The sequence below is a fragment of the Prochlorococcus marinus CUG1438 genome (assembly GCA_017644325.1).
Classification (GTDB): domain Bacteria; phylum Cyanobacteriota; class Cyanobacteriia; order PCC-6307; family Cyanobiaceae; genus Prochlorococcus_A; species Prochlorococcus_A marinus_AA.
Genome location: JAEPLS010000001.1, coordinates 646,464 through 668,893, shown reverse-complemented (window position 1 = coordinate 668,893; position 22,430 = coordinate 646,464). Strand labels below are relative to the sequence as shown.

Here is a 22,430-nt window from a genome sequence, read left to right as displayed (position 1 = left end):
ATTTAAGGTCCCTGGAGAATTGCATTTTCTACATCTTCTCTGTTAATGCAATATGAAAATAGTCTTTTGGTTTCTTTTCCCTCGCTTTCCCAGATAACACTTAAATCTTCTTGTTCAAAAAGAATAGTGGCATTCCAATTAGACAATAGTAGATACCATTTTGATGGATCATTAATATCCTTCACAGCACCCAAATCTGTTAGCCATAATTCCAGAGATTGAAGTGAATTTTGATTGATAGGTTTTTTTGATAGACTCACAGATTTTTAAGTAATCATTTGATTAGCCAGATTGGAATTGTATCTAATTCTTTACCTGTAAATGATGCGATTAAAATTGAACAGATCAAACATATAGATATGATAATAATTAAAAGAAATAATGAAAACAATTCTCCATTTGAAAAAGGTCTTCTATTACCCACAATATTTTGATTATTAGAATCGATTATTAAATTATTCAAAAAATTAGAATTATTTTTACTTCTGGACTTTTCCTTCATTTTATTATCATATTTCTTCCTCAAATTACTATTATTTAGATTTTCATAAGCTTCTAAAACTTCTTGGAATTTACCCTTCGCGTCTTCAATATCTAGTGAAGTTGTATCAGGATGCAACTCAATAGAGAGTTTACAAAATGCCTTTCTTAATTCATGATTTGATGCATTTTCATTTACACCTAAAATTTTGTAATAAGAAATTTTCCGTTTCAAAATAATCTTTTATTAATAATGCAATTCTAATAAATTTTTACTAAATAGAATGTATTTAATAATTAGTAAAGAATTTTATATTTATAACGAAATGAAAAAACAAAACATTCCCAAAGAGATTTCAACCTTACTAACTAAAGAAGAAATAATTATGTTTCAAGAATTGCAAATGAAAATTGAAGAATTAAATAAAAAAACCAATTTAACGAGATTAATTAATGGAGATGATTATTGGGTATCTCAAGTTTTTGACAGTATTTGGCCATTTAAAGCTTTTCCGAATATTAATTTTGATAATCAGAAATTTTTAGATATTGGATCTGGCTGTGGCTTCCCTGGTATAGCTTATGCCATAATTCATCCTAATTCAGAAATATATCTGATTGATTCTTCCAAAAAGAAAACAGATGCGTTAAGAAGTCTTATTAAAGAGATCAATTTCCAAAACAATATTCATGTAATTAATGATCGCATTGAAAACGTGGCACATCAATCATCAATGAGAAATAGCTTCAATATAGCTACCACAAGAGCAGTGAGTAATCCATCAACAGTTTCAGAATATATATTACCAATGCTAAAGAAAGAAGGTTTAGGAGTTTTATACTGTGGCAAATGGACTGATGAAGAAAGTAAAAATCTAGAAAAAACTTTAGAAATATTAGGAGGAAAATTTAAAGAAAAAAAGAAGATTCTGTTACCGAGAAGTAAAGGTACCCGAAATATTATTCTTATTCAACCAAAAAATGTTTGCCCAACAATTTATCCAAGAAAAGTTGGCAAGGCAGAGAAAAATCCATTATAAAATTATTTATTTGATAATCTTGTAACAACATTATCTCCAAACTTTTCTTTTAAAGTTCTCAATTTATTTATAACTTTATTTGGATTTATGTGACCTTCTAAAACTTTCATTAATTGCCTTTCAGAAACTTCTACATCTAATAAATTAGCGTTACATCCAGGAAACCAGTGACTTCCATTACCAAGTAATTGATATCTAGCTTTTGCAAACCCTTCCATGTCCAACCAATCTATTAAATTTGAAAGCCAAAGCAGAATTGGAATATTAATATTTCCTGGTGTATGTTCCCAGCTCGGTAGATTTCTATTCCAATTTTGATACCACTCTAAACCTAAAGTATTAATAGATTCCTGCATTAATCTGTTTATTATCTTTGGAAGATATTGCTCAGATTCTGATAATAAAGAGACAGCTTTTAAATGTAAATCAAAATCCGTCTCTTTTGCAATGCCCACACTAAGAGTATGAACGTTTTTATTACTTAAGCAAAAAAGATCATTAAAAACTATTGGATGCAATGGACTACAAAGTTCAATCATTTTTGTTGAGGGAGTATGAAGATGTCCCCCTTTATCGGTTGGACTTATAATGAAAACTCCAAGGTCATACTTTTTGGCTAAATTAATAACCTTTGTATTTTCTTGATTGATAAAATACCAGTGCAAATTTACATAATCAAAAAAGTTTGTTGATATGGCCTTCCTAATGAGGGAAGATTTTCCATGAGTAGAGAATCCAATAGATCCAATTAAATTTTTTTTTTGTAAATTTCTCAGAATGTCAATGCAACCTCCACTTCTAATAGCCTGATGTAAATGTTCAGCTGTATTAATACCATGTATTGCTAGTAAATCAATTTTTTTAACATTCAATTTTTCAATGCTCGTCATAACATCTCTCTCAAAGATTTTTGGATCACTACTTGGAGGAATCTTAGTTTGAATAATATTTGGGATTTTATTATTATTTTTGAAGGCCACTCCTAATTGCACTTCTGAGGTTCCATAGTATTTAGCAGTTTCTATATGACTTAAGCCATATTTACTTGCCAGATTTAATATAGTTTCTACCTTATTTTGTTCTTGATATGAAATCTCAGAAAAATCTAGTTGATCCCAACTTTTTTGAAATCTCATTCCACCCAAAGATAAAATAGGAATCTTTATATTGGTTCGGCCAAATCTACGATATTGCATATTTGAAATCAATATTTATTCATTCTTGGCGGTTTTCCAAATGTTTGAAACATATCCCTATTGAGGCTATTTTCTAAATTATCCAATTCTTCAAACTTGACCCAGTGAATGCAATCAACAGGGCAGGTATCTATTGCTTCTTGTATAACATCAACACTATCTCCATCTTGTCTAATTGCTCGACTTCTGCCATGAAATTCATCAACTATGAAAGTATTCGAAGCAACGTGTACACAGTATTTACACCCAATACATTTAGCTTCATCAACCCATACAGCTTTGTCGGCTAACTGACCACCAAGAACTGGTTCCCAACCTGTAATTTCTATATTTTCTTCAGCATTATTAAATGGATCGGTGAAATCCATATTCTTTCATTAATTATCCCACTTAGTTAAAACCAACTCTATAGAGCCATCATTTTTATTTTTTTGTTCTACGAGTTGATAACCATCATTTTTTGTTGTGGAAATAATAGTTTGATAAGCATACATTTGAGTAACTTTAGAAATAAATCTTTCTACCGGTAGTTCAAATTTCCATAGATCTAGATCAGCTACTAATTCATATGAGCTAGAATTATTGTTCCATTTAAATCCTACTTTAGTATCCCCAGGCAAATTCATACTTATATCAACATCGGTAAGTATGCCTCTATAACCTCTGATAAACTTTTCTTCTTGGTTAACGTTATAGCCAAGCGAGCTTAAAGCTTTAATTAAAGGCTCAGCTTCTTTAAGATGGGTTTTAATGGTACTAAAATGTGACATTAGATTCGTTGTTTAATTGTTTTAAATTTTCGTTTTGAATAGAGATGAAAGCATCAGATGTTTTATTTTTAACTGTTACTTTACCAAGTGCTTCTTCGAGATTTTTTGTAGCTTCATTACATGAATCTCCATTAAACCCCTCAACAGTCTCTTCAACTCTTCCGTCTTGATGAATTTTGAATCTCAAAGTTTTTTGAGGCATTAAATTCAGGTATTGAGTACTTTAACTTTATATAGGATAACGAAAATTTTTTGTTTCAGTTGGTACAGGTTAATTAATTTTAATTTTATTTGGAATATCAAATAAATTCATTTTGTTCTATTGAATTGAAGTTAAAAATTATGTACTTAATTATAAAAACCTTGCATTCCCATGGAATCTAAAGCAGTTTTTGCTTCTTCCATAACAGAGGGTTCTTTATCAAAAAGGGCTATCTTTGTACATTCATCAATAAAATTTTCTTGAAATGAGTTGTCCAATTTTTCATACAATCTACATAATGACCAAATACAATTACTCCTCACGCCCGATTCGTTATCTATCTTTAAGCTTACTAAAAGTTGTTCTGCTGCTAATTGAGCGTTTTCCAAAGAAACATTACCAATTTCGGCTAACGAACTTGATGACCATAACCTTACTGCAGCAACATCATTCTTCAAAGCATTTATTAATGGCTTTAAAACAATCTGATCATCATAGTTAGCTAGACTCCATGCAGTCGCTCTCCTTACATAGGCATTATCATCAGTCTCCAAAAGACTAACAAGTTTTTTTACTGCACTAGGACATGGATTACGGCCTAGAGCATATACCGCACTCATTCTTTCAACAGGACAAGATTGATCAAGTAATGGCAATAAAAAAGGGAATGATCTTTGATCTCTATATTCACAAAATATTCTTAATCCCTGTATTCTTTCTTCTCTGTTACCTTTAAGCATTTTCAAAGCTTGATTGCATTCTTGAGTTATATTTAAACCTTTTGAAAAAGCATCCTCATCAATTTGTTCTAAAGGATCTATTTCAAGCTCTAAAGCTAATTCTTTTGCCAAAACATCAGGGTCAACAGCTATTTCGGCTAGGCTATCTTTCTTAGGATCCTTATTATTTGTCATTTCACAAATTAAAATTTAATTTAAGGGAGCAGGGGACATCATATCCCCTGGCAACCAAATTCTTGCGCTAACTGCAAGAAAAGCAATTCCAAAAAGCGTAACTATAGCAAAAGGTAAAATTTTTGTCTTAATAAAACTCAAAGATACAATATGAATTAAGACAATAATAACCTGTTTAAGAGATTTTTAAAAAATTATTTTTGGATAATATTATTTATTTATTGAATTTTGTCTTAACTGACCACATGCAGCATTTTTATCTAGACCTCTACTTTTTCGAAAGCTGACAGCGATACCATTATCGAAAAGCCTAGATTGAAATAATTGAAGATTTTTTAAAGAGGCACGTTTAAATTCAACCTCATCAATTTGGTTGTACTGTATTAAATTTACATGGCATTGAAATCCTCTTAGCAAATTACCCAATTCTTCAGCATGTTCTAATTTATCATTAACACCGCTTAGCATTAAATATTCAAAACTTACCCTGCGACCAGTATCTCTTACAAATTGCCTACAGTCTTTAATTATGTTTTTAATATGATAGGTTTTAGCACTTGGTATTATCATTTCTCTTATTTTTTGATTTGAAGCATGTAGACTTATCGCTAATGTAAATTGACACTTACCTAAAATTTGAAAAGACTTTTCTGATAATTTTTCTATCATTTTTGGTATTGCAACAGTGCTTACAGTTATCTTTCTCTGACTGATTCGAAAATCCTCATTAATAGACCTTATTGACAAAAGCAAGTCATCAATATTCAATAATGGCTCACCCATACCCATGAAAACAACATTAGTTACTTTTCTATTCATTTCATTTTCAATAAATAGAATCTGATCTAATATTTCACTCGCTTTTAAAGATCTCTTTAAGCCCTCCTTACCTGTGGCGCAAAATTTGCAGTCCATAGGACATCCAACTTGACTAGAGAGACATGCAGTTAGTCTTTTTTCAGTTGGTATTCCAACGCACTCAATACTTTCTTTGTCCACTGTTGACAGTAACAACTTTAGAGTGCCATCACTAGCTAAGTACTTTTCATGAAAACTAAGTTCGCTTACTCTAAAACCATCATCCTTTAACTTTTTTCTAAAATCCGAGGGTAAAACATCTATTTGATCAATATTTTTATTCTTATTTCTATAATTATAAATCCAGTTATATATCTGCCTGCCTCTGAATGCAGCTTGACCATAATTTAAAGCTACATTTTCTAAATCTTTAATACTACTTCCAACAAGATTTTTCAAATTATCGATTCTTTATTTCAAACTATACTCACCATAACAGCAAACCATGTTTTAAGAAGAATTCTGTGAGAATTAATGCAATAAATCCAATCATGGCCATCCTCCCATTCAATCTTTCATTATAAAAATGGAAACCATAACGAGGTAATTTTCTTTTGGGGATAATCTCTGGTTTAATCATCAACTATAAATTAAAGATTTCATTCTAGTCACTAAAAATGAAAATAGAAAATATCTATTCATCAGAAAGAAGTCCCTCCTCTTGTAACCCCTCTAAGGCAGCAGGATCTGGTAATTGATCTTCAGAAAATTGATTTTCAGCACTTGGCCTTGCAAACGCAGCAAAATTACTGGAGGAAGGATCTATTCCATGTCGGTTGCGAGTAGTCTCCAAATCTTCATCGCTGGGATCATCTAGTATTGCACTAGAGCTTACTGCAGGTGATTGTGGCATATCAACTGTATAGTCTGGTCTTAGGTTCTGTGCTCTTCTATATCCACCAGATTCTTCCGCGAGGATATCAGGATGAGGACCAGCTTCTGATGCTAACTCCTCTACAAATCCGCTAAAACCAGTCCCTGCAGGTATTAGTCTACCGATGATAACATTTTCTTTTAGACCTCTCAGCCAATCAGATTTACCTTCAATTGCAGCTTCTGTTAGGACCCTCGTTGTTTCCTGGAATGAAGCTGCGGATATAAAGCTATCTGTATTTAGGGAAGCTTTAGTTATACCTAACAATACAGGCGTAAACTCTGCTGGAGCTCCTCCGGTAATTGCCATTGCTTGATTAGTATCCTCAACTTGCCTCAACTCTATAAGTTCACCAGGTAAGAGGGTAGTATCACCAGCGTCTTCTACTCGGACTTTACTCGTCATTTGTCTAACAATAACTTCAATATGTTTATCATCAATTGCAACACCTTGGGACTTATATACGTTTTGGACTTCATTTACCATACTTCTTTGTAATTTTGAAATGGATTCTCTGGCTGCATCTATTAAAGGTTTATCATTTTTTAAATCGTTGAAGTAACAATCTAATAATTCATGAGGATTAACTGGACCGTCAGTTAAAGCTTCTCCACCTGATACTTGTTGTCCATCACTAACCATGATATTTTTCCCAATTAATAGTTGATATTCATTGACTAAATCATCTTTTTCAATAACCGATAAAGAAACTGATTCTTCATCATTACCTTTTTTAATCTGAACAATACCTGATTTTTTACATAAAATTGCAGAATCTCTAGGTCTCCTAGCTTCTAACAACTCTTCGATTCGAGGCAATCCTTGAACAATATCTCCAGTTTTCTGCCTCTCAAAAACAAGTAACGCTAAACCATCACCCCTTAGGACTAAGTCTCCGTCCCTAACATGTAAGACTGAATCAGGAGAAACCATATAAGGCCTCCCAAGTCTTAAGGTTACTGCACTACTAGAAACCTCTTCAATTTCTCCACAAGAACTAGATTCCTCAGACTCACTAACAGGATCACCATCAACTACCCGATCACCGACTTTAACGACTGCTTTACCACTTATCTTAATTTTAATTTTATCTTCTTCTCTCTCAACAATTAATCTTCTTATAGGCTCGTCATCAACAGCATTTGGCAACTGAACAATTCCAGGTTCTTTGCAAAGAATTTGAGTTGTAGCAATTACATCTCCTGCTTTAACTATTTGATTATTTTTGACTTGCAATTCAGTATGAGTTGAGCCATGACTGGAATCAGATATCGTATCTCTTCTTACAAGAATAGATTCCAATATCACCAAATTCAGCCTATTTATTGAAGCATCATTTTTATCTTCAACCGACTCAACATCAATGGTCATTTGAGGAGTAGCATCAAAACTTTCAACTTTCAAATGGGTTTTAAGTAATTCAACTCCTTCAACTGATTTTATTAATTCACCATCTTTATAAGTAAGCCTTTGGATGGCTTTTAAGCCTAAATGCGGTCCTTTTTCCTGTTTAACATGGGATAATTCAGGTAATTCTGCTTGATCAGGTATGGTAAATTCCTCAACAGTTCTTAGCAATAAGCCTCTAGATTTTGAAGTTTCTATTTTCTGAACAAAAAGAATTTCTTTATTTTCAATACCATCTAAAATCTTTTCACCTGGATTTACTAGACTACCTTCTTCAGTAAATCTATTCAAAACATCTTCATCGTCGCACTCATGAAAAGTTCCATTTCTAACTGTTATTTCACGGAGAATATCATTTTTCTGAGTAACCGTAACAATACCTGATGTTTGACTAAATATATCTTTTACTACTTCTGTTCCTGCTTCAATCCATTTCATATCTTCAATCATTAAAAGAGATATATCCTTATTAATTTCATGTGTCTCTTGAGGAATCCAAAGCAATGTTCCTCCTTGACTAACTTCAAAACCATTTTTAGATGATCTGGCTTTTTTGACACTTAATCCAGGGGAATATTTCACTAACCCGCCCGTTTTTGTACGGAACCTTTCATCCGTTAAATCTGCTATTACCTCACCATTACTAATTTTACTACCGGGTGAAATGTTCAAACGATAAGTTATTCCATCTTTAGATTCCAAGTTATATATTTGACCTGAATGTGTAGATTCTTCATGTAATTTAAAATTGCTTAAAGACATAGAAGTAGTAACAATCTGAACTTCTCTTGCATCTCCTATAGAATCTCTTAATCGAACTTGTCCACCAAACTCACTTGATTGACTTGCTTCTGCCAATACAGTTCCTTCATCTACAGACTTTCCTGATGAGATGACTGGTACTGCATTAGGAGGTAAATTATATACATCACCCGCTAGTACCCACAATCTGCCTAATCTTTGGGCTTTTAAAGTGATATTTCCCTGTCTATCTGTAGACTCTTTTGGCTGAATAACCTTATCAAACTTGACTTGACCAGCTAAATCACAGATAACATCCTTCGTTGCTTTTTCAACGCTTTTCTTTACAGCTCCAACAGTAATCTGAGCAACAGTTATATCAGAATTAATTTCTTCACCATCTTCAACGAATAAAAGCGATCCACTCGAAACTTCAATTTTTTGAACTTTGTTAGAATTATTTCCTTGAGGAACTATTTTTAAAATAAAGTCAACTTCTGCTTGTTTAGCTTCCACCCCATGTGGTGTTCTATAACCTCTTACTTTTGCTTTCGAGCTGAATTCAACTTTACCGGAAATCTTTGATCTTACTACTCCACTTTCAGCAGTTGATACCCCCCCAGTATGGAAAGTTCTCATTGTCAACTGAGTTCCTGGCTCTCCAATAGACTGAGCAGCGATGATTCCTACCGCTTCGCCCAAGTCAACAAGATGATTATGAGCTAAAGCCCATCCATAACATCTCCTACAAACAGACCTATTAGCTTCACATGTTAATGGTGATCTTATTTTTACTTTTGAAATAGATGCTGTCTCAATTTTTTGTGAAAATGAAGGGTCTATTGCAGTATTTTGAGGAATAATTAAGTTGCCCTCAGAATCTAAAATATCCTCAGCTGTAAGTCTTCCAAGGAGTCTTGTTTGGAACTTACCATCTTCAGCTTCAACAACTATTGATCTTTCTGTTCCACAATCTTCTTCTCTAACAATTACATCTTGGGCTACATCAACCAATCTCCGGGTTAAATAACCAGAATCAGCAGTTCTTAAAGCAGTGTCTACCAACCCTTTCCTTGCTCCATAAGAAGATATGACATATTCAGTAACAGTAAGTCCCTCTCTAAAGTTTGTTCTTATTGGCAGGTCAATAATTTCTCCTTGAGGATTAGCCATTAAACCCCTCATACCAACAAGTTGTCTCACCTGAGACATATTACCCCTTGCCCCTGAATTAGCCATCATCCAAACTGAATTTAGAGGATCATTTTGGTTAAAATTATTTTTTACAGCGTCTACTAATCTCTCATTAGTTTCAGTCCAGGTATCAATAACTTTTGTATGTCTTTCAACTTCAGTAATTTCGCCAAGTCTATAACATTCCTCTGTGGCAGATATTTGCTCTTCAGCTTGTCCTATTAAATCTTGTTTAGCTTCAGGAACTTTTAAGTCATCTACGGAAATAGAGACAGCAGCCTGGGTAGCATATTTAAAACCTAAGTCCTTTAAATTATCAGCCATGGCAGCAGTTATAGCGGTACCATGAGTTTTGTATGCCCAAGAGACTAAATTTTTTAAAGCTCTCTTATCAACTACTTTATTTTTGAATGAAGGCGGAGTTTTAGCTAAAGCAGGCATTACAACTGGATTATTCTTTTTTGAGGTTTTAGTAGTTTTACGAACTCTAGAAGTTTTTTTAGGTTTAGATGATGTCATGATTTTTAAATGAATGAAAAAAAGTTTTTAAAGATTACGTTTTAGATACAGAATCAATGATGGTATAGTTCATCACTACTCTTCCGACAGTTGTCAAAACAAATCTGCTAATTAAGTTATTCTGAGAATCAAATCTATCTCTTCTTAAATTCCACAATTCTAACTTTGAGCCATCTTCAAGCTCTTGAGTCTTTTTAGGTGTACTCATTTCGTCATCATCTTCAACCTCTCCATTAAATCTAACCCATACCCATTCGTGTAAGCTAAGTCTTTTATCTTCAAAGGCAGAAATGACATCTTCTAATGAAGCAAAAGTAGAATTATTATCTCCAAAATCAGGTTTTTGATAATTTGGTTGCAAAGCTGTCAGATAATAAGATCCTAAAACCATATCTTGAGATGGAGTAACAATCGGTTCCCCAGTAGCAGGAGAAAGAATATTATTACTGGCTAGCATAAGCATGCGTGCTTCAGTTTGTGCTTCCAAAGCTAGCGGAACATGAACTGCCATTTGATCTCCATCAAAATCAGCATTAAATGCAGGACAAACTAAAGGATGAAGTTGTATCGCTCTACCTCCAACTAATTTTGGTTCAAAAGCTTGAATTCCTAATCTATGAAGTGTAGGTGCTCTATTTAAAAGAATTGGATGGCCTTCAATCACTTCTTGAAGTACCTGCATAACTTCATCGTCAGCTTTTTGTATTAATTTCTTAGCAGCTTTAATATTGTTAACAATATTTTGACGTATTAACCTATGTATTACAAAAGGTTGAAAGAGCTCAATCGCCATTTCCTTTGGTAATCCACACTCATGCATTTTTAATTTAGGTCCCACAACTATTACAGATCTTCCTGAATAGTCAACACGCTTACCTAAAAGATTCTGTCTAAATCTTCCTTGTTTTCCTTCAATAATGTCACTAAGGGACTTAAGTGCTCTATTGTTCGCACCAACAACAGTTCTACCTCTCCTACCATTATCTATAAGGGCATCAACTGCTTCTTGAAGCATCCTTTTTTCATTTCTTACGATAATTTCAGGAGCTAAAATTTCTTGCAGCCTCGCTAGTCGATTATTTCTATTAATTACTCTTCTATAAAGATCATTTAAATCAGAAGTAGCAAATCTTCCTCCATCAAGCTGAACCATAGGTCTAAGATCTGGAGGTATTACTGGAATAGCGTCTAATACCATCCACTCTGGCTTGGCGTTAGTCGCAATAAAATTATCAATAACTCTTATTCTTTTTATAAGTTTTGCCCTTTTTTGCCCTTTACTTTGTGTAATTTCTTCCCTAAGTTCCTCAGCAACCTGATTCAAATCAAGGTCCTCAAGTAACTGCTTAAGGGCCTCAGCGCCAATACCAACAAAAGGTTCATTTTCAATTGTTGAATCTTCAGCGTAAATTTCATCTTCAATTTCCAACCATTCATCTTCAGTAAGTAATTGCTTATATTTGAGTTCTTTATGATCACCAGGATCTAAAACAACATAACAATTAAAGTAAACAATCTGTTCTACATCTCGAAGTGGTATATCCAAAAGAATCGCGACATAACTAGGAATTCCTTTTAAATACCAAACATGAGAAACTGGAGCAGCAAGTTTGATGTACCCCATCCTATGTCTTCTAACTCTGCTTTCAGTTACTTCAACCCCACACCTCTCACAAACAATGCCTCGATGTCTAACCCTTTTATACTTACCACAATGGCATTCCCAATCTTTTGAGGGACCAAAAATCTTCTCACAAAACAATCCATCCATTTCTGGTTTAAGTGTCCTGTAATTAATAGTTTCAGGTTTAGTAACTTCACCTACCACTTGTCCATTCGGCAACGTCCTCTGTCCCCAATCCATTATTCTTTGTGGAGAAGCTATTGAAATTTTGACGTAATCAAAGTGGTTTTCAGTTCTTAAGTTGCTATTTGTCATTTTGGGAAATTAAATTAGAAGTTTTTTAGTTGGGTATTTAATCTTCCTCATATTCAGAGGTTCCTAGTGATTCGTAAGTCGGTCTTGACGGAGTATTCCTTCTTGGATTTACATCTTGCATGAGATCTACCTCCTTACCTTCATCTGTGTAAACTCCAATATCTAATCCGAGAGATTGTAATTCTCTCATAAGAACTTTGAATGACTCAGGAGTGCCTGGCCTTGGAATAGGTTTACCTTTAACGATTGCATTTAAGGCTTCGTTCCTTCCTTGCATATCATCAGATTTAACGGTTAATAGTTCTTGAAGAGTATAAGCCGCTCCATATGCCTCAAGAGCCCATACTTCCATTTCCCCAAGTCTTTGGCCACCTTGTTGAGCTTTACCACCCAATGGTTGCTGTGTAACCAAAGAGTAAGGGCCTGTAGATCTGGCATGAATTTTATCATCCACCAAATGTACTAACTTAAGGAAGTGGGAGTAGCCAACTGCAACTGGCTGGTCAAAGGGTTCGCCTGTTCTGCCATCTTTAAGCAATAATTTTCCAGGATCATCAGGATTGTAAACCCATGCTTTCCCTGGCTGTTTTGAGGCTTCCTCTAAAAATGCTTGAACAGTCTGATGTGATTTTTCAGCACCATACATTTCATCAAATGGAACAACTTTAACCCTGCAATTTAAGTTAGATGCTGCCCAGCCCATTAATAATTCAAAAACTTGGCCAACATTCATCCTACTTGGAACACCTAGCGGGTTAAGAACTATATCTACAGGGGTTCCATCAGGTAGATATGGCATATCTTCTCTGGGCAAGATTCTACTAATAATACCTTTGTTACCATGCCTTCCAGCCATTTTATCCCCTACTTGAATCTTTCTTCTTTGAGCCACATAAACCCTAACAACCATGTTAGCCCCGGGAGGTAGTTCATCACCTTGTTCTCTTGTGTAAATACGAACATCCAAAACTCTTCCCTTTTCAGTCTTTGGAACCCTGAGAGAGTTGTCTCTAACATCTCTAGCTTTTTCGCCAAATATGGCCCTCAAAAGTTTCTCTTCAGGTGGCTGGTCAGATTCCCCTTTTGGAGTAACTTTACCTACAAGAATATCCCCACTCTCGACAAAAGCACCAATTCTAATTATGCCCATTTCATCGAGATTATTTAAACTTTCTTCAGAAATATTAGGTATTTCTCTTGTGATTTCTTCAGGCCCTAATTTTGTTTGTCTTGCCTCAATTTCATATTTTTCAATATGTACTGATGTGTATAAATCATCAGTAACCATCCTCTCGCTTACAAGAATTGCATCCTCGTAGTTGTAGCCTTCCCATGGCATATAAGCAATTAAGACATTCTGACCTAAGGCGATTTCTCCTCCTTCACATGCCGAACCATCTGCTAAAACTTGCCCAGATATAACATGATCGCCGATCTTTACTATAGGTCTTTGGTTTAGACAAGTATCTTGATTTGATCTTTGGTATTTTTGAAGATAATGAAAATGTTCATTACCATCATCATCTTTAACTACAATCTCATTAGCGTCTACATAAGAGACAGTGCCACTAACTTTTGTTATGGGTACCATCCCAGAATCTCTGGCTACTTGAGACTCTAAACCTGTCCCAACCAAAGGGCGTTCTGGCCTAAGCAATGGAACTGCCTGTCGCTGCATATTAGATCCCATCAGGGCTCTATTCGCATCATCATGTTCTAAAAAAGGAATTAGTGAAGTGGCAACTGAAATTACTTGTACGGGTGACAGCTGAACATAATCAACTTGATAAGGAGGTACTTTTTCAAAATCTTGTCTATATCGTACCGGTATTAGATTTGCGAGTATATTTCCATCTTTATCGGTGGCCACATCTCCTGGAGCTACCCTGCACTCATCTTCTAAATCGGCAGAAAGGTAGACAGGATCTCCTTCTTTATTAACTCTACCATTTTTAACTTCCCAAAAAGGAGTTTCAATGAAACCATATTCATTGACTCTTGCATGGGTAGCTAAAGAATTTATAAGTCCTGCATTAGGACCTTCAGGAGTCTCAATAGGACATAATCTACCGTAATGTGATGGATGAATGTCTCTTACTGCAAAGCCTGCTCTTTCTCGTGTTAGACCACCAGGACCAAGGGCCGAAATCCTTCTCTTATGTGTCAATTCAGCCAAAGGATTAGTTTGATCCATAAATTGACTTAATTGACTGGAGCCAAAAAACTCTTTTATTGCCGCCACCAAAGGTTTAGGATTAACTAGTTGAGCAGGAGTAAGAGAATCTGTTTCTCCAACAGTCATTCTCTCTTTAATAATTCTCTCTAAACGGTTAAGGCCAACCCTTACTTGATTTTGAAGAAGTTCCCCCACAGATCTAACTCTTCTGTTACCAAGGTGGTCAATGTCATCTAAACTAGCACCGCCAACATCCAATTCAAGGTTGATTAAATAATCAATAGTGGAAAGAACATCTTCATGGGTAAGTGTTCTAATTTCATCTGGTACAGTAAGCCTCAATTTATTGTTTATTTTATATCTACCAACTCGGCCTAAATCATATCTTTTGGGATCAAAAAATCTACTATGTAATAGTTGTTGCCCCCCAGAAACAGAAGGGGGTTCACCAGGACGTAGCTTCTTGTAAAGCTCTAGTAAAGCTTGATCTTCTGAATTTATACCCTCTTCATTGGCTGAATCGATTGAACTTTGATAAAATTCGGGATGCCTAAGCTTATCCACGACGTCATTATCGCTGAGGCCCATTGCTCTCATGAGAACATGAGCATTAATTTTTCTTGTTTTATCGACTCTTACATAGAGTAAGTTATTTTTATCAGTCTCAAATTTTAGCCATGCGCCTCTATTTGGTATAACACTAGCATTGTAAGTTCTTCGGCCGTTTTTATCCTGTTCATCTTTGAAATATACACCAGGGCTTCGAACAATTTGATTAACAATTACTCTTTCAGCTCCATTAATGATGAAAGTTCCTCTTTCAGTCATTAGTGGTAATTCTCCAATAAATACTTCTTGTTCTTTAATTTCTCCTGTTTCCTTATTTATTAACCTGCAAGTCACATACATTTGAGAAGCAAATGTTGCATCTCTCCTTTTTGCCTCTTCAACATCATGCCTAGGTCTTTTTAATCTGTACTCTTCACCTATAAAATGCAATTCTAATTTACCTGTGTAATCAGAAATGGGAGAAAAGTTTTGCAGTTCCTCTATTAGACCTTTTTCCAAAAACCATTTAAAGCTTGCTCTTTGTACTTCAACTAAATCTGGTAGATAAGTAGCTGTTTTTGCTACCTGTAAAGCGCTACTGCTCATGCAAGAAAACCTGCGATTATGTGAGATTACTATTTACTTATAATCTACTTAATAATTAGTTGTTTAACTCCTCTTTTTAGTTAAATTCAAACATTAAATCTGAATTTCAAAAAAATTGATTTAACAAAAACTAAAATTTAGTTTAACAGCCATAAAACCATTAATTAAAAGCTAAAACTAAAAAATTAAGAAAAAATTTCAAGTAATTCCTAATAATAACAGCTGTAGTGTCAACTTATCAAGTCAAATTTAAACAAATCTTCAGCATTATTGGACGACTCTTTAGCAATTGTAAATAAATCAGTAGATCTTAAATCTGCCAAAAATTTTGCTACATTTTCAACAAAAGCCGGCTCATTTCTTTTTCCTCTGTGAGGGACAGGGGCTAAGAAAGGTGCGTCAGTTTCAATAAGGTATTTATCATTAGGAACTATTTTGGCACACTCATGAATTTCATGCGCTTTTGGAAAAGTTACTATTCCACTAAAACTAATATAAAAACCAAAATCCAAGAATTTTTTCATTTCTCTTGGGGTTCCTGTCCAACAGTGAAGTACCCCTTTAGGGCATTTCCCTTTTTTAGAAAGATCATTACATATCTCTATCATTTCATTCGCGGCATCTCTGCAATGAATAATTACAGGCAATTCAAGTTCGTGCGCTAGCTCCATTTGAGGAATAAGAGCATCGATTTGCTGATTTTTATTTTCATTTTTGAAAAAATCCAAACCTAATTCCCCAATAGCTACGACTTTTCTATCTTCTTTAGCTGATTTTTTTAAAAGATATTTGGAACTTAATTCCCATTTTTTTGCTTCTAGCGGATGCAAACCAACTGAATAATAAATTTCATCAAATTCATGGGATATTTTTTTTAACTTAGGAATTTCTGATAACTCACAACAAGCATGGACTAACTTTTTTACACCTCTCGAACGCAATCTTAAAACAACATCTGCAAGATCTTTTTCAAAATTTTCAAATATCAAATGACAGTGAGAGTCTATGAGTTCAATATCGCTCATAATGATGATCTGCCTTTTTACTTTGTGGTGATGGTATCTTTTACAAATTTATTAATTTTTGATTTTCTATTAGCCCCATTATTCTTGTGGAGAACATTTTTCTTAACTGCTTTATCAATTAGACTAAAAGCATTATTAAGGCTTGTTGTCACTAAATTCTTATTTTCATCATTAGGTTCCTTTTTGTATTTTTCACAATTCTCTAAAGTCTTTTTAATCAAAGTTCTTACTGTAGATTTATAGGACTTATTAATTAATCGATTTCTTTCGGCAATTTGTATTCTCTTTTTTGCTGATTTGTTATTGGCCACAGAGGATATATATATAGAAGTTAATCATCATAACAAATAGATCGACTACTAATCAATCATATATAATTTAAAAAAGTATTAAATTGAGTCTCAAACCTTTCAATTTATAAAATTAAAAATATGAAGATTATAAATAATAAAAAGGATGCTATTGCAGAATTAAAAAGGATTTCTACACGAACTAATTCAGAAAACAATAATAAAATAAATTCAATTGTAGAAGAAATTCTTCAAGAGGTGAAAATTTTTGGAGACATAGCTGTAAAAAAATATACAAAGAAATTTGATGGTTTCAACCCAGATCCTATGCAAGTTTCTGCGAAAGACTTAAAAGATGCATGGGATGAAATTGATAGCAACTTAAAGCACTCACTTGAAGTGGCCCACAAAAGAATTAAAAAATTCCACGAAAAAGAAATTCCTGTATCTTTCACTATAAAAGGTGAGTATGGTGATACAGTCCAAAGGAAATGGAGACCAGTAAAAAATGCAGGAATTTATATTCCAGGAGGCAGAGCCGCTTATCCAAGCACTGTATTAATGAATGCAATACCCGCCAAAGTAGCAGGAGTAGAAGAAATAATAATGGTATCCCCTGGAAATAAAGAGGGGAACATAAACAAAACTGTTTTAGCTGCAGCCTACTTATCAGGGATACATAAAGTTTTTAGAATTGGAGGAGCCCAAGCAATTGGTGCTTTAGCATTTGGCACGAATCAAATCAATAAAGTCGATGTTATTACTGGCCCAGGGAATATCTTTGTAACTACTGCTAAGAAACTCATTTATGGCTCAACAGGAATTGACTCTTTAGCTGGACCAAGCGAAATATTAATTATTGCTGATGAAACAGCTCAAAGTTCACACATAGCGTCTGATCTACTAGCACAGGCAGAACATGATCCTTTGGCTTCTTCAATACTTCTAACTACGTCTAAGAACCAGGCAAAAGAAGTTTTAGAAGAAATTTACAAAAAAATAGATAATCATCCAAGAAAAGAAATTTGCTTGCAATCAATAACTAATTGGGGATTAATTGTTATATGCGAGAATTACGAATCATGCATAGAACTTAGCAATAACTTTGCACCAGAACACTTGGAAATTTTAACTTTTGATTCAAGAAAGATTCTCAAAAACATAGAGAATGCAGGAGCTATATTTTTAGGGAAATGGACCCCAGAAGCTGTAGGAGATTATCTGGCTGGGCCAAATCATACTTTACCCACATCAGGTAATTCTAGATTTAGCGGTTCTCTTGGAGTTGAAACTTTCATGAAAAACACCTCTGTAATTGAATTTAACGAAGAAAGTTTAAAAGCTAACAGTACTGATATTATAAATCTTGCAGAGAGTGAGGGTTTATATAGTCACGCTAACTCAGTACAAATAAGATTTGAAGATTAATCAATTTTTGAGAGAGAGTAAACAATTGGAATATTGTTTTCAATTTTACCAACCAATACTTTATCAGTAAGATCAACGAATAATCCGTTTTCTAATACACCCGGAATATTATTTATATTCTTTTCAATATCTTTTGGATTCTTAATACCGTCATTAAACAATACATCTATTATTAAATTGCCTTGGTCCGTAACAACTGGGCCAGCTTTTTTACTAGCCATTCTTAAAGTAGAAGTACCATTCATTTCTGTAATTACGTCTTGAACCTGCTTCCAAGCATTTGGAAGCACCTCTACAGGTAAAGGAAATGATTTATTTAAATTTTGTACAAGTTTAGTTTCGTCAACAACTATCAGCAATTTATTAGCTTTAGATGCAACTAACTTTTCTCTTACATGGCATGCTCCCCCTCCCTTTATTAATTGAAATCCAGGATCAACTTCATCTGCTCCATCTATAGCTAAATCTATTTCAGAAACAGATGCTAAGTCAATAAGCGGGATATCGAGTTCTAGCGCTAAAACTTCCGACTGAAAGGAAGTGGCAACACCTCTTATATTTTGCAGTTTTCCAGAACGAATTTCATCACCGAGACTCTTTATCATAAGAGCGGCTGTAGATCCAGATCCTAAGCCAAGAATCATGTCACTTTCTACTTCTTTAATTGCTGCATCAGCAACTATTTGTTTCATCTGAGTTTGTGAATCCAAAATCTTTTTTTCCTAACTTAATAGATTATTAAATTTCAATGGGTGATTTATGTCAAACCAGGCAAAGGTTCTGGTTTGATATTTATCTGTATCTCTTTATTATCTCTTAAGACAATTAATAGAAATACTTTCCCAATCTGAGCTTTTTCAACTTCGTCTAACAGTGCTTTAGGTTCCTCTATAGAAATATTTTCCGCGGCTATTACTAAATCACCTCGTCTTAAACCAGCTTTTTCGGCCGGACTATTTGGTATGACTGATTGAATTAAAGCTCCATTTCTTTCAGGTAATTGCACTAAAGAGTTAGGGTCTAGATTATGTTCTTTAGCTATTCTAGGGTTCAACGAAATCAATTGGACCCCTAAATATGGATGGATAACTTCTCCATTTTTAAGAAGTTGATCTGAAACATTTTTAGCTAAATTAATAGGTATTGCGAAACCTAAACCTGCACCAGGGCCACTTCTAACCAATGTATTAATTCCTATTACCTCACCATTTGAGTTTATAAGTGGTCCTCCCGAATTTCCTGGATTTATTGCCGCATCAGTCTGTATAAGATCAAGCCTTTTGTCTGAAAAACCTAAACTATTAATATCCCTATGCAGGCTACTTACTATACCAAGAGTAACCGTTTTTTCTAAACCATATGGTGTACCAAGAGCAATTGCCCAGTCTCCAACCTCAAGATCTTCAGAATTTCCAAGTGGGGCGAAACTAGAGTACGTAGGCTCCTCAATTTTCACTAGAGCTAGGTCAGTAACTGAATCTGTTCCCAGAACTCGACCATCGCAAATGGTCCCATCTGCCAAAGTTACTGAAACATCGTCCACTCTCTCTACAACATGAGCATTTGTAAGAATCAAACCATCTTCATTAATAATTACCCCAGAACCTTGGCCTCTTTCCCTCTCAGGAGTAATTCCTTGCTCACCAAGTAAATCTCTCAATAAAGGATCTAATAGAGTGGGATCAAATTGTTGTCTCTCTAGCAATCGTTCAGTATCAATTTTTACTACTGCGGGTCCAACGTTTTTCGCAGCTGAAGATACAAAATTGTGGCTTTCATTAGGAGTCAAAGCTAGGACTTCAGCTTTATAAGAAAGATTAATTAAACAAAAACAAATAGTAATGAAAATTTGGATTAAATTAATGAATTTAATCTTAAGAAACTTCATTTATTTAATATTTTTTATATATTCGGTAAATCTAATTGAAGAAATATGTATTCGTTGTTTATTTGTTTACATCCATAAAATACAAATTTTTTCATTCCCGTAGAAAAAACTTTTTCTATATGTGAAAATTACCTTAAATTAATTTATGTAAATAAATTTGGATAAAGAAAACGCAAGTAAACTGGAAAATTTATTACGAAAAGTTGCCAATTTAAGTGGTTTGGAAATCTGCAGTATCAAAATACAAACAAATCAAAGTCCAATTGTTATCAAAATCATTATTAAAAAACTTAATGGTGATGATATTTCACTTAATGATTGTGCAACATTTAATACCCCTGCATCTAAAGAAATAGAAAATTCAAATCTTTTAAATTGTTCATATGTTCTAGAAATTAGTAGTCAAGGGGTCAGTGATGAATTAACCTCAGAAAGAGACTTCAAAACTTTTAAGGGTTTTCCAGTTAATGTTGAGTTAAACCAGAAGAAATCAAAAATAAAATTTCTGCATGGTTTACTTTATGAAAAGTCTAAAGATTATTTAGCCATTAACATAAAAGGTAAAATAAAAAAAATCCCTTTTGATGAAGTACTAAAGATTAGTCTTTGTACATTAAAAGATTAATTATTTTTCAACCATTATTCAAATTTCCCATCATAGATGGCATTAGTTATTCTCCCAGGTTTAAACAATCTCATTGAAGATATTAGTGAGGAAAAAAAGTTACCTCCTAATATCGTGGAAGCAGCCTTACGCGAAGCTTTATTAAAAGGATACGAAAAATATAGAAGGACTTTTTACATTGGAGTTAGCGAAGATCCATTCGATGAAGAATATTTTAGTAATTTTGATGTTGGACTAGATTTAGATGAAGAGGGGTATAGGATCTTATCAAGTAAAATCATTGTTGAAGAAGTCGAGAGTGAAGATCATCAAATATCTCTAGTTGAGGTCAAACAAGTCGCAGATGATGCACAAATAGGTGACACAGTAGTTTTAGACGTTACTCCTGAAAAAGAGGATTTTGGGCGAATGGCTGCTTCAACAACAAAGCAAGTGTTAGCTCAAAAATTAAGAGATCAACAACGAAAAATGATCCAGGAAGAATTTGCAGATTTAGAAGATCCTGTTTTAACTGCAAGAGTTATAAGATTTGAAAGACAATCAGTGATTATGGGAGTTAGTTCAGGCATTGGTAGGCCTGAAGTAGAAGCCGAACTTCCCAAGAGAGATCAATTACCAAATGATAATTACAGAGCAAATGCAACCTTCAAAGTTTTTTTGAAAGAAGTTAGCGAAGTAGCCAGAAAAGGTCCCCAACTTTTTGTAAGTAGAGCCAATGCTGGTTTGGTTGTTTATCTATTTGAAAATGAAGTGCCAGAAATCCAAGAAGGGACAGTTAAAATTGTTGCAGTTTCAAGAGAGGCTAACCCTCCTTCAAGAGCAGTTGGGCCAAGAACAAAAGTAGCCGTTGATAGTGTGGAACAAGAAGTTGACCCCGTGGGTGCCTGTATTGGAGCTAGAGGAGCAAGAATTCAACAAGTCGTTAATGAATTAAGAGGGGAAAAAATTGATGTTATCAAATGGTCATCAGATCCCATACAGTATATTTTAAATTCTTTAAGTCCTGCGAAAGTAGATCTTGTAAGGTTAGTTGACCCAGAAGGGCAACATGCTCATGTACTAGTTCCTCCTGATCAATTAAGTCTTGCGATTGGCAGAGAAGGTCAAAATGTAAGACTTGCCGCGAGGTTAACTGGTTGGAAGATTGACGTTAAAAACTCACATGAATATGATCAGGAAACAGAAGATGCCGCAGTCTCTGAATTAATCATTCAGAGGGAAGATGAAGAGAAACTCCAGCGAGAAGCTGAGCTAAGATTAGAAGCAGAACAAGCTGAGCGTGCTGCTGAGGATGCAAGATTAAGAGAGCTTTACCCATTGCCTGAAGATGAACAAGAGTTTGAAGAAGAGCAATACCAAAGAGAAGAATATTTAAAGAATGATCAATTAGAGACTGCCCAAGAAAGTGAAATATCGACAACTGAGGAGAGAAAACGGTGACAAGACAATCACCTGTTATGCGGATATGCATTTCATGTAGGAAAACGTATGATAGGAATCATCTTTTAAAGATTACAAAAGATCATAAGCAAGGCATCATGTTTCAAAAGGGAATGGGACGATCAGCTTACATTTGTAAGTCAAAAAAATGTTACTTAGATTCCAAGATAAAAAAAAAGCTTCAAAAAGCTTTAAAAACATCTTTAGAACCTGAATTTATTGATATTCTTGAAGAAGAAATTATAAGCTTCAATGGACTATCCCAATAA

Annotated in this window: 21 protein-coding genes; 5 read left to right on the top strand and 16 right to left on the bottom strand. The window is 34.2% G+C overall.

Annotated elements, in window-relative coordinates:
• Window positions 1–2 precede the first annotated feature (2 nt).
• Window positions 3–260, bottom strand: coding sequence for a DUF3143 domain-containing protein (locus tag JJ847_03670; protein ID MBO6959981.1), 258 nt, complete (start codon window positions 258–260; stop codon window positions 3–5).
• Window positions 261–274: 14 nt separating this feature from the next.
• Window positions 275–715, bottom strand: coding sequence for a J domain-containing protein (locus tag JJ847_03665; protein MBO6959980.1), 441 nt, complete (start codon window positions 713–715; stop codon window positions 275–277).
• A 91-nt stretch (window positions 716–806) separates the two neighbouring features.
• On the opposite strand from JJ847_03665, the gene rsmG reads away from it, so the two are divergent.
• On the top strand, window positions 807–1,520 hold the full coding sequence (rsmG, locus tag JJ847_03660; GenBank protein ID MBO6959979.1) for a 16S rRNA (guanine(527)-N(7))-methyltransferase RsmG: 714 nt from the start codon (window positions 807–809) through the stop codon (window positions 1,518–1,520).
• A gap of 2 nt (window positions 1,521–1,522) precedes the next feature.
• Here the strand turns inward: rsmG and JJ847_03655 are convergent, their stop codons facing one another.
• From JJ847_03655 to JJ847_03600, 12 genes are all read right to left on the bottom strand, one after another.
• Window positions 1,523–2,716, bottom strand: coding sequence for an aldo/keto reductase (locus JJ847_03655; GenBank protein MBO6959978.1), 1,194 nt, complete (start codon window positions 2,714–2,716; stop codon window positions 1,523–1,525).
• Between the two features lie 8 nt (window positions 2,717–2,724).
• Complete coding sequence (locus tag JJ847_03650; GenBank protein MBO6959977.1) at window positions 2,725–3,084, bottom strand: ferredoxin; 360 nt, start codon at window positions 3,082–3,084, stop codon at window positions 2,725–2,727.
• Between the two features lie 9 nt (window positions 3,085–3,093).
• Window positions 3,094–3,486, bottom strand: coding sequence for a DUF1257 domain-containing protein (locus JJ847_03645; GenBank protein ID MBO6959976.1), 393 nt, complete (start codon window positions 3,484–3,486; stop codon window positions 3,094–3,096).
• Window positions 3,473–3,688, bottom strand: coding sequence for a DUF2997 domain-containing protein (locus JJ847_03640; GenBank protein ID MBO6959975.1), 216 nt, complete (start codon window positions 3,686–3,688; stop codon window positions 3,473–3,475). The genes JJ847_03645 and JJ847_03640 overlap by 14 nt, the downstream gene beginning before the upstream one ends.
• A 146-nt stretch (window positions 3,689–3,834) precedes the next feature.
• Window positions 3,835–4,602 carry a HEAT repeat domain-containing protein gene (locus tag JJ847_03635; protein ID MBO6959974.1) on the bottom strand — a complete coding sequence of 256 codons (768 nt, stop codon included), beginning with the start codon at window positions 4,600–4,602 and terminating at the stop codon, window positions 3,835–3,837.
• Between the two features lie 210 nt (window positions 4,603–4,812).
• A complete protein-coding gene (gene rlmN, locus JJ847_03630; GenBank protein MBO6959973.1) occupies window positions 4,813–5,859 on the bottom strand; it encodes a 23S rRNA (adenine(2503)-C(2))-methyltransferase RlmN in 1,047 nt (348 codons plus the stop codon).
• Between the two features lie 28 nt (window positions 5,860–5,887).
• A complete protein-coding gene (locus tag JJ847_03625) occupies window positions 5,888–6,040 on the bottom strand; it encodes a high light inducible protein (GenBank protein MBO6959972.1) in 153 nt (50 codons plus the stop codon).
• 54 nt (window positions 6,041–6,094) lie between these two features.
• On the bottom strand, window positions 6,095–10,195 hold the full coding sequence (locus JJ847_03620; protein MBO6959971.1) for a DNA-directed RNA polymerase subunit beta': 4,101 nt from the start codon (window positions 10,193–10,195) through the stop codon (window positions 6,095–6,097).
• A gap of 34 nt (window positions 10,196–10,229) precedes the next feature.
• On the bottom strand, window positions 10,230–12,134 hold the full coding sequence (locus tag JJ847_03615) for a DNA-directed RNA polymerase subunit gamma (protein ID MBO6959970.1): 1,905 nt from the start codon (window positions 12,132–12,134) through the stop codon (window positions 10,230–10,232).
• A 37-nt stretch (window positions 12,135–12,171) separates the two neighbouring features.
• The gene (gene rpoB, locus JJ847_03610; protein MBO6959969.1) at window positions 12,172–15,465 is read right to left on the bottom strand and encodes a DNA-directed RNA polymerase subunit beta; all 3,294 of its coding nucleotides are present in this window, start codon (window positions 15,463–15,465) and stop codon (window positions 12,172–12,174) included.
• Window positions 15,466–15,695: 230 nt separating this feature from the next.
• Window positions 15,696–16,490 carry a TatD family hydrolase gene (locus JJ847_03605; GenBank protein MBO6959968.1) on the bottom strand — a complete coding sequence of 265 codons (795 nt, stop codon included), beginning with the start codon at window positions 16,488–16,490 and terminating at the stop codon, window positions 15,696–15,698.
• Window positions 16,491–16,507: 17 nt separating this feature from the next.
• Complete coding sequence (locus JJ847_03600) at window positions 16,508–16,801, bottom strand: 30S ribosomal protein S20 (GenBank protein ID MBO6959967.1); 294 nt, start codon at window positions 16,799–16,801, stop codon at window positions 16,508–16,510.
• Between the two features lie 120 nt (window positions 16,802–16,921).
• Between JJ847_03600 and hisD the strand changes: the two genes are divergently transcribed.
• Window positions 16,922–18,208 carry a histidinol dehydrogenase gene (gene hisD, locus JJ847_03595; GenBank protein MBO6959966.1) on the top strand — a complete coding sequence of 429 codons (1,287 nt, stop codon included), beginning with the start codon at window positions 16,922–16,924 and terminating at the stop codon, window positions 18,206–18,208.
• Here the strand turns inward: hisD and rpiA are convergent.
• Window positions 18,205–18,900 carry a ribose-5-phosphate isomerase RpiA gene (rpiA, locus tag JJ847_03590; protein MBO6959965.1) on the bottom strand — a complete coding sequence of 232 codons (696 nt, stop codon included), beginning with the start codon at window positions 18,898–18,900 and terminating at the stop codon, window positions 18,205–18,207. The two genes, hisD and rpiA, sit on opposite strands and share 4 nt — an antisense overlap.
• 65 nt (window positions 18,901–18,965) lie before the next feature.
• Window positions 18,966–20,096, bottom strand: coding sequence for a trypsin-like peptidase domain-containing protein (locus tag JJ847_03585; GenBank protein MBO6959964.1), 1,131 nt, complete (start codon window positions 20,094–20,096; stop codon window positions 18,966–18,968).
• A 157-nt stretch (window positions 20,097–20,253) separates the two neighbouring features.
• Here JJ847_03585 and rimP point away from each other — a divergent pair, with 157 nt between their 5' ends.
• From rimP to JJ847_03570, 3 genes are read left to right on the top strand one after another with little or no spacing between them, the layout of a single operon-like run.
• A complete protein-coding gene (gene rimP / locus JJ847_03580; GenBank protein MBO6959963.1) occupies window positions 20,254–20,721 on the top strand; it encodes a ribosome maturation factor RimP in 468 nt (155 codons plus the stop codon).
• A 36-nt stretch (window positions 20,722–20,757) separates the two neighbouring features.
• Window positions 20,758–22,161 carry a transcription termination factor NusA gene (nusA, locus tag JJ847_03575; GenBank protein ID MBO6959962.1) on the top strand — a complete coding sequence of 468 codons (1,404 nt, stop codon included), beginning with the start codon at window positions 20,758–20,760 and terminating at the stop codon, window positions 22,159–22,161.
• On the top strand, window positions 22,158–22,430 hold the full coding sequence (locus JJ847_03570; protein ID MBO6959961.1) for a YlxR family protein: 273 nt from the start codon (window positions 22,158–22,160) through the stop codon (window positions 22,428–22,430). Before nusA ends, JJ847_03570 begins: the two co-directional genes overlap by 4 nt.

Bases quoted from the DNA above. Each gene is read 5' to 3' on its own strand.
- rsmG (MBO6959979.1), top strand. From the start codon at position 807: ATGAAAAAACAAAACATTCCCAAAGAGATTTCAACCTTACTAACTAAA.
- JJ847_03655 (MBO6959978.1), bottom strand. From the start codon at position 2,716: ATGCAATATCGTAGATTTGGCCGAACCAATATAAAGATTCCTATTTTA.
- JJ847_03650 (MBO6959977.1), bottom strand. From the start codon at position 3,084: ATGGATTTCACCGATCCATTTAATAATGCTGAAGAAAATATAGAAATT.
- JJ847_03645 (MBO6959976.1), bottom strand. From the start codon at position 3,486: ATGTCACATTTTAGTACCATTAAAACCCATCTTAAAGAAGCTGAGCCT.
- JJ847_03640 (MBO6959975.1), bottom strand. From the start codon at position 3,688: ATGCCTCAAAAAACTTTGAGATTCAAAATTCATCAAGACGGAAGAGTT.
- JJ847_03635 (MBO6959974.1), bottom strand. From the start codon at position 4,602: ATGACAAATAATAAGGATCCTAAGAAAGATAGCCTAGCCGAAATAGCT.
- JJ847_03625 (MBO6959972.1), bottom strand. From the start codon at position 6,040: ATGATTAAACCAGAGATTATCCCCAAAAGAAAATTACCTCGTTATGGT.
- JJ847_03620 (MBO6959971.1), bottom strand. From the start codon at position 10,195: ATGACATCATCTAAACCTAAAAAAACTTCTAGAGTTCGTAAAACTACT.
- JJ847_03615 (MBO6959970.1), bottom strand. From the start codon at position 12,134: ATGACAAATAGCAACTTAAGAACTGAAAACCACTTTGATTACGTCAAA.
- rpoB (MBO6959969.1), bottom strand. From the start codon at position 15,465: ATGAGCAGTAGCGCTTTACAGGTAGCAAAAACAGCTACTTATCTACCA.
- JJ847_03605 (MBO6959968.1), bottom strand. From the start codon at position 16,490: ATGAGCGATATTGAACTCATAGACTCTCACTGTCATTTGATATTTGAA.
- hisD (MBO6959966.1), top strand. From the start codon at position 16,922: ATGAAGATTATAAATAATAAAAAGGATGCTATTGCAGAATTAAAAAGG.
- rpiA (MBO6959965.1), bottom strand. From the start codon at position 18,900: ATGAAACAAATAGTTGCTGATGCAGCAATTAAAGAAGTAGAAAGTGAC.
- JJ847_03585 (MBO6959964.1), bottom strand. From the start codon at position 20,096: ATGAAGTTTCTTAAGATTAAATTCATTAATTTAATCCAAATTTTCATT.
- nusA (MBO6959962.1), top strand. From the start codon at position 20,758: ATGGCATTAGTTATTCTCCCAGGTTTAAACAATCTCATTGAAGATATT.